Origin of the sequence: Allocoleopsis franciscana PCC 7113, from assembly GCF_000317515.1 — a bacterium.
GTDB classification, from domain to species: Bacteria; Cyanobacteriota; Cyanobacteriia; order Cyanobacteriales; family Coleofasciculaceae; genus Allocoleopsis; species Allocoleopsis franciscana.
Window position 1 is genome coordinate 3,835,649 of sequence record NC_019738.1, and the last position, 12,408, is coordinate 3,848,056.

Sequence of the window (12,408 nt, forward strand, 5' to 3'; positions counted from 1 at the left end):
TCCTGATTGGAACTCAACTCCTGTCATCCACAGCCCCTAGCATTTTCAGTGTGGATTTTTGAGCGGCTGTCAAACCCTTGATATCCGTGATATTCATCCCCTCGTAGGGTCTAGGAATCCGCAGGGTTTTGATTCGTGCACTGAAACCGCCTTGAGAATTTTGAGTTTGTCTTCTGTTGATTGTCCCTTTGCCCGGTGTCAACCCAAGCTGATACTCACCCCCTGTGGGAGTCATCCCCAGAGTTGTCTTTCCCGAAGAGATAGACGTACTCATCCAAGTGGTGTCGTACTCTCTAGACCTAACCAACGTTGAAGAGTGAGACAAGGATATCGGAAAACCGTCCGGCTTAACTTGCCATAATTTAATTGTTTCATCTTGACTACAGCTTGCCAGAATTTGACCATCAGGGCTATATGCAAGGAACCGCACCCATTTATCATGCCCGTGCAAAATTTGGCAGCTTGGCAAAGACGAGATATTCCAGAGTTTTACAAACCCATCCGCACCGCTACTGGCAAAGGTTTGCTCATCGGGGTCAAAGGCAACGGACAATACTGGCCCTGCGTGTGCCTGCAATGTTTGGTAACATTCTCCCGTATTGATCCGCCATAGCTTAATCGTGCCATCTGCACTACCACTGACCAGAATTTGCTGGTTGGGACTAATAGCACAAGCGCGTATCCAACTCCGATGCCCTGGCAGGGTTTTAATACAGCAACCGGTGTCAACATCCCACAGCTTGAGCGTTTGGTCTTGGCTACCACTGGCGAGAAGTTTCCCATCCGAACTCAAGCTAATTGACCAGATGCCACCGCTATGCCCTTGCCAGGTTTGGCGGCATTCACCTGTAAGAATATCCCAAAGTTTGATCGTGCCGTCGAGACTCCCACTGAATAGGGTTTGCCCATTAGGACTAAAGAGGAGAGAAAAGACAGCATCCTTATGTCCTGTCAGGGTTTTTAGATGTTGCTCACCCAGGATATCCCATAATTTAATCGTTCGGTCTTCACTGCCACTGGCAAGGATGTGACGATTGGGACTAAATGTTACAGACCAAATCCAACTGCTGTGTGCTGGGAATTCTCTGATACTTTTCCCTGTCTTGCTATGCCAAAACCGAATTACACCATCTTGACTCCCACTTGCCAGAGTCGTCCCTTGAGAATTGAACGCGACCGACCAAACTCCATTACTATGTCCTTGGATGGTTTTCAGACAGAGGTTGGTGCGTGTCTCCCAAACCCTTACAGATTGGTCTTCACTGCCACTGGCTAATAAAGAATCCGAAGCACCTAAAGTCGCTACCGCTTTGCTAACAGGACTAAAGGCAATAGACGAAATCCAACTCGTGTGCCCTTGAAGAATTCTCAGGCATTCACCCGTATGCTGATTCCAGAGACGGACACAATGGTCATCACTACCACTAGCGAGGGTTTTTCCATCCGGACTAAAGGCAACAGTTCGGATTTGCTGGGTGTGTCCCCATAAAGATTTGAGGCATTTCCCACTGCTAGCCTCCCACAATTTTACGGTGCGATCGCTGCTGCTACTGGCGAGGATTTTCCCATCTGGACTGAAGGCAACTGACCAAACTCGGTCGGTGTGTTCCTCTAGAATGCTTAAACATTCGCCCTGATTAATATCCCACAATCGCACCGTACCGTCATAACTACCACTGGCAAGGAGATATTCCGAGGATAAGGGAGTAGGGTTAATGGGTAATAGGTGTTCTCTAAATCCTGAATTTTTCTGTGTTCTTCTTGCAGAATATTGGGGAGCAAAGGCGACAGAGCGAACTTCGTTAGTGTGTCCTGATAAAATCTTGAACAGTTGACCGGTTCTGACATCCCAAACTCGCACGCAACGGTCTTCGCTGCCAGTAGCGAGGAGACGACCATCAGGACTAAAAGCTAGGGAAAATATGCGATCGCTATATCCTTGAAACTGCTTAATGCATTCCCCTGTTTGCACATCCCAGAGATTCACAATTCGGTTGGCACTGCTAGCCAGAAAACGGCCATCAGGACTAAACGCAACAGACCAAATCCAGCCTTCATCGATTTTGCAAGTTAACAGTTGTTTGCCCGTCTCAACTTGCCAAACATGAATTTCATGATTCACATCCCCAGTAGCTAATAGCTGACCATCGGGACTAAAAGCAACCGATAAGATTTGACTTAGTGTATCTGTAAAAACTGACTTTGCTAGATTCGCGTGAGCAAAATTAACCTGATGGAGATTAACTCGCTCCAGGTACGCTTGCCAAACCGTAAGATCGGAAAAATCCCAACCGCTTAGATCGGATGAAAGTTGGCAAAGAAGGTTCAAAATATTTCCGCCAATATAGCCTGTTCCCTGAGATGATTTGCCCCTCAATTTTGAAATAATTTTTCTTAAATGGTTTTCTAGTTGTTCCTTACTATTAGCGTGGAGTAACGTCTCTGCAACGGGTTTGAGAATGAGGCGAATTTGAGTTTCTCGAATATAATCTTTGGTTTGAGCTTTGAGCAGAGCATGAGTCTTGAACAGACGAAATCCCGACTCATTCATCGCCCCAACAGATCTACTAAGTTCTGAACAAACTCGTGCGATCAATCGGTCAGTCATATACTCCATGACGACAGGTTGTAAGGTGAACAGAGTTCGATTCTGCTCAATTAGCGTAGGTGTAGCTTTATCGAGCAGACATCGCCTTTCTAAAGACGTTAAGGCTTCCAGTAAATCAGCAAGGGATACCTGGGGAACAAAGTCTGTTCGTAATTCGGATAACGTTACAGGTTCTCGATTAATTGCCAGCCAATACATCACCTGCTGTTCTAAATCCGATAAGCGATCGATTTGGTGAGCTAATAAATCTCGAACATCTCCAAAAACTAAAGTCCCCTGTTGCAAACATTCGAGAAAATTGGCGAGACTACCCTCAAAGAAATCTTTGATCGCACAAGCGACCATTTTTAAAGCCAGAGGGTTACCTGCATAATGTTCAACTAACACCCTCCATTCCTCTGCTGAACCAGCAAAATCGCCCTTAACGCTGAAAATATTCTGTACGGCACTCTTGCACAACCCAGTTAATCGCATTGAGCGAATGGGTAAAGAATTCCCTTCGATCGCAGCAATTTCTTTGGGTTTTTCTCGACTGGTCAGCATGATAGTACTTTGATGGTCAGTTTCCCCCAAACATTTCAATAACTGACCATAGTTTTCATAGCCAACTAGATAACTGCCAATGCGATCGCCAGGTTGCATGATCGTCTCGACATTATCGAAAACAACCAAGCAACGATGTTGACGTAAGCAGTCCAACAGTTTTAAGATGCGACCATTTAGAGTATCGGGTAGTGTTGCATTCTGTTGAATGGCTAAGAATTGAATTAAATCTGCTAGGAGTTCCTGAAGGGGTGGCGCATTGCGAAGACTACGCCAAATGACACACTCAAACTCATCCTGAATTTGTTTGGCTAAGTTCACCGATAAAGAGGTTTTGCCAATACCACCCATACCAAACAAACCAATCAGTCGGCAACCATCCTGAACTATCCACCGTTCCAGAGTTACCAATTCTTCATTCCGTCCGTAAAACAGGGATGAATCTGGAGCATCTCCCCAATCCCTGCGATTTTGAATTTTAGATTTTGGATTTTGGATTAGGTGGTGTTGGTTTTTGGTGATTCTTAACTCCTGTAAGAGCGAGTCATGACTCGCCTCTACGACTCCTAACTCCTGACTTTTTTCCTTCGCTTTTCGCTGCAAAACCAGTTGAAGATTACTTTTAGTAACCTTTTCTCCGAAGGCTTTGGAGAGTAACTGCCATAACTGGGAACCCGTCTGCTTGACATAACCCAACTCATACCCAGAGGTTTTTGCGATCGCTTGATACGACTGTTCTTCCCAAGCATGACGAAATACCGTCACTTGCAGCTTGCTTAAACGGTTTTCACTTAAAGCTTGCTCAACAATGGTCAGTGCTTCTTCAGGGTTCATGGCTCATAAAAGCCCAGTTAAATGATCGGACGACGGATACAAAAAGTACGCTTGCAATTCACTTCCTCACTCCCCAACCTAAGACGATGTCTGAAAAGTCATAATCAAAACGCTTAAACGGTCAGATCCTCCTAAATCTCCTCACTAAAGCTCTGGCTTAAAAAGGGGGACTTTGATCAGATTCTCCCCCCTCGTTTCTAACGTCCCCCCTTTTTAAGGGGGGCTAGGGGGGATCTAAGCAACTGTTGACACTTTTCAGACATCCTCTAAACACCCACCTACGAGGAAAACCCAATACTGACAAGGGTTTCCGTACTTCGTAGAAATGCATACTACAGTTTTTTGAATTTGTCCACTGTCAATTTAGTGACATTCTGCGAACTTTCCTCGCACCTTTTTCGCACCTTTTAGAACCCTAGAACGGCATTCATCCTGTTAATCTCTGCTTAACGCAAGAACTGACCGAAACCACAGTCAAGCGTTAGTGGGGAGGGTTCAACGGCGATGCCGCTACACCTCTACATCGTTTCGCAAGGGGAGTCATAACGAGTGAGTACTAGTAGGCCTTTTCACCTATCCCGTCGTCAAGTCGTTCGTGGACTTTTAGCCACCACAGCCTTTGGGGTGACATCAAAATTTGGAACGGGTTGCAGTTCATCAACCGGAAATCAATCCAGTTCGGATGGCACAGATAAGCCCATTGTGATGGGCTTTATTTACGTTGGCCCCAAAGATGACTATGGTTATAACCAAGCCCATGCTGAGGGAAAAGCAGGAGTTTCTAAATTAACCTGGGTCAAAAGCGTAGAGCAAGCCAACGTTCCGGAAACAACGGACGTACAGGAAGCCATGCGGAACATGATCGAGCAGGATGGAGCTACGGTAATATTCCCTACCTCCTTCGGTTACTTTGACCCCCATGTCCTCAAATTGGCTCAAGAATACCCAGAAGTTCAATTTGTCCACTGCGGTGGACTGTATCAAGAAGGAAAACACCCGAAAAACGTTGGCAGTTACTTTGGATTTATCGATGAGGCTGAGTATCTAGCCGGTATTGTTGCCGCGAAGGCTACCAAGACGAACAAAGTAGGGTTCATTGCTGCCAAACCGATTCCCCAAGTACTCCGTAATATCAATAGCTTCACCTTGGGAGCACGCAGCGTTAATCCCAACATTTCCACTCAAGTCATCTTCACCGGCGATTGGTCTTTACCTGTTAAAGAGGCAGAGGCAACTAACAGTATGGTTGACCAGAGAATTGATGTCATCACCTGTCACGTAGACAGCCCCAAAGTAATTGTAGAAACCGCTGAAAAACGTGGCATTTTTACAACCGGCTTCCACGCCAATCAAGCTGTGCTAGCGCCCAAAGGATATCTGACCGGTGCAGAGTGGGATTGGACGAACGTCTACTCCAAATATGCGGAAATGATTCGCGCTGGCAAAACCTTAATGAATGGAGGTATTCCACATTTAGTGCGTGGGGGTTTTAAGGAAGGATTTTTGAAATTGTCGCCCTACGGACCAGCCGTCAATGATGAGGCGAAAAAGCTGGCTGATGCAGCAAAAGCCAAGTTTATAGACGGCAGCATGGTGGTTTATAAAGGGGGACTGCAAGATAATACAGGTAAAATCGTCATTCCAGCGGGTAAGGATCTAAAACAGCAGGACAGCGAACTGGAAAAGATGAATTGGCTCGTTGCAGGCGTGGTCGGCAAAGTGGGCAGTTAATCCCTATTCATTCAGCCATTAATTCCTCATGACCAATGAATAGAGCCTATCTGCAAACCTCCATAGAAGCCAAAAAAAAACTCATCTCCTCTAACTCCTCAGCGACCCTCTGCGACACCCTCAGCGTTCCTCTGCGTTAAAAAAACACATTCTAGTAATACTCACAAAAACAATCCCTCCGGGGAGCAATAATCAAGTCAACCGTTAATTATGCTCAATCATTCTCGGTGGCGTACAACACTAGAAGCGATCTGCCTTCCGATCGCAGCTCTGCTTTTTTCCTTACTACTCTTTGGCATTTTCTGCGCCTTGGCAGGGGCAAATCCCTTTGCCGTTTACGCTTCGATTTATAAAGCCGCCTTTGGGAATTGGCGATCATTTCAAAACACGCTGATTCGAGCAGCCCCCTTAATGTTGACCTCTCTATGTACAGCACTCCCTGCCCGTTTAGGTTTGATCATCATTGGCAATGAGGGCGCACTGGTGATGGGTGGCATTGGGGCAGTGGCAACCGGGCTAGCTCTCAAAGGCGCACCTCCCACCGTCGTACAAATCGGGATGGCACTGGCAGGAATCATTTGTGGGGGTTTGTGGATAGGCTCAGTCGGAGCGTTACGTCACTACCGAGGCGTGAATGAAACCATTAGTAGTTTGTTGCTCAATTATATTGCGATCGCACTGCTCAACCATCTGGTGAGCGGGCCAATGAAAGACCCGACGTCTCTCAATAAGCCCTCCACCTACCCCATTCCTGATGTTGATATGCTGGGGAAAATTCCCGGTACCCGCGTTCACTATGGCTTGATTTATGGGTTGATTGCCTGTGTGATTGCCTACTTCTTGATTCAGCGCACAACCTTTGGCTTCGCCGCACGTACCGCCGGGGGCAATATTCGAGCTGCTCGGATTGCCGGACTCCCAGTCGGTAAGCTAACGATGGCAATTTGTTTCCTGGCTGGCTCTTGTGCGGGGTTAGCAGGCATGGTGGAAGTTGCTGCCGTACAGGGTCGAGCCAATGAATCTCTCAACGCTAACTATGGCTACAGCGGCATTTTAGTTGCGTTTATTGCCCGACATAACCCCTTGGCTGCCACCTTAGTTGCAGTTTTAGTCGGCGGTATCCTTGCCAGTGGCGGTATCTTGCAGCGGACACATAATCTGCCGGATGCCACTGTTCTAGTGTTTCAAGGGTTGGTTTTCTTAGTCGTTATGTACAGTGAATCGCTCTACGGACGCCTGCCAATCTTCAAAGAGCGATCGCAAGTCAGCGGCAGTCCAGCAGCAGCAACCGTCTAAATGGGTTGAAACTTGAAAAGTTCTAAGCCGTAACCAGTAACTTGCTAACTTTCAACCTGCCAGCTTGCAACTATATTCACAAACAAAAAGGAGGAAATTAATGGCAACAGAAGCCTTAGGGTGGTTGGGAGTTCCGTTAGCGATCGCAGCAGGAACTATGCGGGGAGGTACGCCGTTTCTGTTTGTCAGCTTGGGGGAATGCCTGACGGAAAAAAGTGGCAAAATCAACCTGGGATTGGAAGGCACATTACTCATGGGAGCAATGACGGCCTATGGGGTTTCTTATCTGACTGGATCGCCTTGGTTGGGGGTGGTCGCGGCTGGTTTATCTGGGATGGTTTTGGGTTTCATTCATGCTTGGCTCACTCAGCAACCCAGAGTGAATGATGTTGCTGTTGGGATTGCCATGATTATATTTGGGAGTGGTCTGGCTTTCTTCTTAGGTAAGCCTTTTATTCAGCCTAAAGCGCCACCATTACCCACCTTCGATTTAGGAAATTGGAGCAGTATCCCTGCACTACAATCCGCTTTGAAAATTAGCCCACTTTTTCTCCTCGGTGTTGCCCTTGCCCCGCTCATGATGTGGTTTTTTAAATCAACTCGTTGGGGTTTATTTATCCGTGCGGTTGGTGATAGTCCCGATGCGGCTAGGGCAATGGGAGTTTCTATCAAAAAAGTGCGGATGCTGTGCATTATTGGCGGCAGCTTTTTAGCAGGAATTGGTGGTGCTTCTCTCTCTCTTTACTATCCTGGTATCTGGAGCGAACGCATCTCTAGTGGACAGGGACTGATGGCAGTTGCGTTAGTCATTTTCGCCCGATGGCAACCGATGCAATGTCTGTATGCCTCCTTATTATTTGGTGGAGCACAATCACTCGGCCCAGCCTTGCAATCTATTGGTGTCACTCAGGGTTATTACTTATTCAATTGTGCACCCTATGTCTTAACACTTTTAATCATGATTCTTACCTGCTCTCCTAAGCGCACTGTAAGTGGTGCACCAGGGGCTTTGGGGGCGAGTAATTAGATTCAAAATTCAAAAACATGACTTACAATGCTTCCTCCCCTCGCTAACCGGAGCTAAGCGTGAGGAGAGGGCTGGGGAGGGGTAAAAGAGTGTGTTGCAAAATCTGAATATATACAGCGATTTCCAATTCAACGAGGTACATTTTGACCCCCCTAACCTCCTTACTAAAGCTCCGGCTTATTAAGGGGGGGACTAGATCACACCGACTCGCAAAGTGCTGTAAATAGTTTAAATCTTGCCTTTTGGCTTTTGAATTCCCAGTGGTGCACTACTAAAAATTAACAATTTCGATGTCAAAAACTTTAAAGCTTGCAGTGAATGGGACGTTGATGCGGGGCTTGGAACTCAACAGTAATCTCTTAACAGTTGGAGCAATGTTTGTGCGAGAAACAACAACAGAACCCGCCTATCGGTTGTGGTCGATTAATGACCAATATCCGGCAATGCTGCGAGTGCGAGAAGGAGGAGTTGCGATCGCCGTTGAAGTGTGGGCCGTCCCTACCGAGAGTCTAGCCACAATTTTGCTACAAGAACCACCGGGATTGTGCATCGGTAAAGTCCGTCTCAGTGATGGTGAAATCGTTCTGGGAGTCTTAGGGGAACCCATTGGCTGCGAAAACCAACAAGAAATTACTCAATGGGGCAGTTGGCGTACCTACATTGAAACACTAAGCCTATCTCCAACAATACCCAGCATCACAATTAACTGACATTTCACTCCAAAAACTCTGCGGCCCTCTGCGCCATCCTCTGCGTTAAAAAAACCGAGTATTCCAATGCCAAACCCGATCACCTATCAAATACTTACGGAGGTTAAACATGGGACGTTTTGTTGACGCTGACCCCTATCCCTATCCTTATAACGGGGATTTGCGTCCAGAAAACACAGTACTGCTGATTATCGATATGCAAATTGATTTTTGTGGTATTGGTGGTTATGTAGATAAGATGGGTTACGACCTATCTTTAACTCGTGCTCCCATTGAACCCATTCGCCAAGTTTTGGCAGTAGCACGGGAGAAGGGATTCCATGTGATGCACACCCGCGAAGGACATCGCCCCGATTTATCGGACTTACCCGAAAATAAACGATGGCGATCGCGTCAGCTTGGTGCTGGTATTGGTGACCCCGGCCCTTGTGGCAAGATTTTGGTACGAGGTGAGCCAGGGTGGGAAATTATCCCCGAACTTGCCCCCCTGCCTGGAGAAGCCATTATCGATAAGCCTGGAAAAGGGTCTTTCTATGCGACAGATCTTGATTTGTTACTCAAACGCAAGGGTATTCAGAACATCATCCTGACTGGGGTGACTACGGATGTCTGCGTTCATACGACCATGCGGGATGCGAATGACCGAGGGTATGAGTGTTTGATGCTATCTGATTGCACGGCGGCAACGGATTATGGCAATTACTTGGCGGCATTGAAGATGATCAAAATGCAAGGGGGCGTTTTTGGCGCTGTTGCTGATTCGATGGCATTTATTGAAGCGATTCAAGGGGAAAATGCAGCCGCCGACCTTCAAAGGACAAAGTATTCTGTTGTGCAAAGTAACTGATTTTGGTAGGTTGCACAATTTTACAGGAAATGCAATTTTTTTTAACGCAAAGGAACGCTGAGGGTTACGCAGAGGAACGCAAAGTTTTTGAGTTAACTAATGATTAGTGGGTTTTAGTTTATGAGTACTGCAACAGCAAGAACGACTATTGAGTTAATGAAGCCACCAGAGCTTGAGGTGGTGAAGATGACTAAGCAATTTGGTACTTTTACGGCTCTGGATGATGTTTCACTGCATCTAAAACCGGGAACGTTTCATGCTTTGTTGGGTGAAAATGGGGCGGGTAAAAGTACTCTGGTTAAGTGCATTATGGGGTTTCACACTCCTACCTCTGGCGAAGTGTTGATTGATAAGCAAAGCCGTACTATTGATAGTCCCCGTGATGCTCATAAGTACGGTATTGGCATGGTCTATCAGCATTTTACGTCTGTGCCTGCCATGACTGTTGCTGAAAATCTTGTTCTTTCCCGCTTCGATAGTCCTAATTTAATTAACTGGAAAGAGGAGTATGTTCGTCTTGAGGCATTCATGCAAACGGCTCCTTTTCAAGTTCCACTGGATATCCCCATCGCTCAATTAGCGGCTGGACAGAAGCAAAAGCTGGAAATTCTTAAACAGATTTATCTCCAAGTCCGTATCTTGATTTTGGATGAACCCACGTCCGTGCTAACGCCTCAAGAAGCAGATGAAGTCTTAGGATTACTGCGCGAGGAAGTGACGGCTGGAAAGTTGAGCGTATTAATTATTAGCCACAAATTCCGGGAAGTGATGGCATTTTGTGATGAAATTACTGTATTGCGTAAGGGCAAGTTTGCAGGTCACGGATTGGTCAAAAATCTCACTGTCTCAGATATGGCTGAGATGATGATGGGTGAGAGGCGGGAACCGCAACGGGTGGAAAAAACAGTACTGCTTAACCCCAAACCAGTGCTTCAGGTACAGAACCTTCACGCTGATAAAGAGAATGGCGTTGAAGCCATTAAGGATATAAATTTGACGGTAAACAGTGGCGAAATTGTTGGGATTGCTGGGATTTCTGGCAATGGGCAGAGGGAATTGGTGGAAGTCTTAGCCGGACAACGTCCTGCTACGTCTGGGCAAGTGTTGGTTAATGGAGAGGTTTATACCGCAACACGAGCCGAGATGTATCGGCATCAAGTTTTTTCGCTACCGGAAGAACCCCTCCGCAATGCTTGCGTACCTCACATGAGTGTTGCAGAAAACCTTGCCTTGCGAACATTTGACCGTTCTCCCCAAGCTAAAGGGGGTATGTTACTTGTATTTAAGGCGATTCGACAGATGGCTCAAGGGTTAATTAACACGTTCAAGGTTAAAACGCCCTCACCCGACACACCCATCGGCAATCTTTCTGGAGGAAATGTGCAGCGTGCAGTACTAGCGCGAGAATTATCGGGCGATCGCATTAATCTGCTCATCGCGGCGAATCCCTGCTTTGGGTTGGATTTTGCGGCTGTGGAGTATATTCATGGGTCTATTGTTGAGTCACGAAACCGAGGTGTAGCGGTGCTGCTGGTGAGTGAAGATTTGGATGAACTTCTGAAGTTGGCTGACCGGATTTTGGTGATTAGTGAAGGGCAGTTTGTTTACGAAAGTACGACTAGAGATGCCGACTTTGCCACCATTGGTCAACGCATGGCAGGACACTAATGCAGCGAGTTTTAATCCTCAAAGAATTATTCGATATCGCTGCACACCAGGATGAGTTGTCTTGGGAACCGTTTCATCCTGGAGTTGATATCTACCGACTTTATAAGGATAGTGAAAGCGGGGCAGCCGCAGCACTCCTTCGCTACAAGCCGGGGGCAAGTGTTCCAATGCATGTTCATACGGGTTTTGAACACATCTTTGTCCTGTCAGGTTCACAAACCGATGAAAATGGCGAACACCAAACTGGAACTCTTGTCATCAACTCACCTGACACTCACCATAGTGTGATGAGTCAAGCCGGTTGCATTGTTCTTGCCATTTGGGAAAAACCGGTCTTGCTGTGTCAGGAAAGTTGAAGGTTAGAAGGTTGAAAGGTTGAATATTCGCGCCCGATAACCTGCAACCGATTAATCTGCAATCTACTAACTTCAATCTTTTAAAACCTTCAACACTTCTTATGGTTTCTATCTCTGCTCAACCTTACGATTACGAACTTCCTGCTCATGGAGGTTTAGCGCTGCTAATTATCGATATGCAGCGAGACTTTTTAGAAGAAGGAGGTTTTGGTGATGCATTGGGTAATGATGTGACGCGACTCAGAGCAATTGTCCCAACTCTCAAGGAGTTGTTAGCAGCCTTTCGTGCTTACAAACTCCCGATTTTTCACACCATTGAAGGTCATCAACCCGATCTATCCGATTGTCCACCATCGAAGCGGCATCGGGGACGGGGTGAGTTGAAAATTGGTGATGTCGGCCCGATGGGACGGATTTTAGTCCTCGGTGAATCGGGAAATGGGATTATTCCTGAACTGCAACCCCTCCCTGGTGAGACAGTCATTACCAAACCCGGAAAGGGTGCATTTTACAACACCCATTTAGAATCCCTCTTGCACGAACAGGGAATTACCCATTTGTTGATCACGGGGGTAACGACTGAAGTTTGCGTTCAAACCACTATGCGAGAGGCAAATGACCGAGGATTTGAATGTCTATTAGTTGAAGATGCCACCGAAAGCTACTTTCCAGCATTTAAGCAATCCACTCTGGACATGATTGTTGCTCAAGGTGGCATTGTGGGTTGGACGGCGTCAGCCGCAAACGTTCTCCAATCCCTAGCCAAGTGGAAGTCTTAGGCTTTATCC

The 12,408-nt window shown here is 46.7% G+C and carries 9 protein-coding genes; 8 read left to right on the forward strand and 1 reads right to left on the reverse strand.

Annotated elements, in window-relative coordinates; translation table 11 throughout:
* Window positions 1-13 precede the first annotated feature (13 nt).
* Window positions 14-3,985: a WD40 domain-containing protein gene (locus MIC7113_RS16100; RefSeq protein ID WP_015183218.1), complete on the reverse strand. Its 3,972-nt coding sequence runs from the start codon at window positions 3,983-3,985 to the stop codon at window positions 14-16.
* A gap of 549 nt (window positions 3,986-4,534) precedes the next feature.
* On the opposite strand from MIC7113_RS16100, the gene MIC7113_RS16105 reads away from it, so the two are divergent.
* From MIC7113_RS16105 to MIC7113_RS16140, 8 genes are all read left to right on the forward strand, one after another.
* Window positions 4,535-5,716 (forward strand): BMP family ABC transporter substrate-binding protein, encoded by a 1,182-nt coding sequence (locus MIC7113_RS16105; RefSeq protein ID WP_015183219.1) that lies wholly within the window; start codon window positions 4,535-4,537, stop codon window positions 5,714-5,716.
* A 210-nt stretch (window positions 5,717-5,926) separates the two neighbouring features.
* On the forward strand, window positions 5,927-7,012 hold the full coding sequence (locus MIC7113_RS16110; RefSeq protein WP_015183220.1) for an ABC transporter permease: 1,086 nt from the start codon (window positions 5,927-5,929) through the stop codon (window positions 7,010-7,012).
* Between the two features lie 100 nt (window positions 7,013-7,112).
* Entirely contained in the window at window positions 7,113-8,039 is a 927-nt protein-coding gene (locus MIC7113_RS16115) for an ABC transporter permease (protein ID WP_015183221.1), read from the forward strand.
* A gap of 290 nt (window positions 8,040-8,329) precedes the next feature.
* Window positions 8,330-8,749, forward strand: a complete 420-nt coding sequence (locus MIC7113_RS16120) for an allophanate hydrolase-related protein (RefSeq protein WP_015183222.1) — start codon at window positions 8,330-8,332, stop codon at window positions 8,747-8,749.
* 109 nt (window positions 8,750-8,858) lie between these two features.
* On the forward strand, window positions 8,859-9,596 hold the full coding sequence (biuH, locus tag MIC7113_RS16125) for a biuret amidohydrolase (protein ID WP_015183223.1): 738 nt from the start codon (window positions 8,859-8,861) through the stop codon (window positions 9,594-9,596).
* A 120-nt stretch (window positions 9,597-9,716) separates the two neighbouring features.
* On the forward strand, window positions 9,717-11,264 hold the full coding sequence (locus MIC7113_RS16130) for an ABC transporter ATP-binding protein (RefSeq protein WP_015183224.1): 1,548 nt from the start codon (window positions 9,717-9,719) through the stop codon (window positions 11,262-11,264).
* Window positions 11,264-11,620: a cupin domain-containing protein gene (locus MIC7113_RS16135; RefSeq protein ID WP_015183225.1), complete on the forward strand. Its 357-nt coding sequence runs from the start codon at window positions 11,264-11,266 to the stop codon at window positions 11,618-11,620. Before MIC7113_RS16130 ends, MIC7113_RS16135 begins: the two co-directional genes overlap by 1 nt.
* Window positions 11,621-11,721: 101 nt before the next feature.
* Window positions 11,722-12,399: a cysteine hydrolase family protein gene (locus MIC7113_RS16140; RefSeq protein WP_015183226.1), complete on the forward strand. Its 678-nt coding sequence runs from the start codon at window positions 11,722-11,724 to the stop codon at window positions 12,397-12,399.
* Window positions 12,400-12,408: the final 9 nt, after the last annotated feature.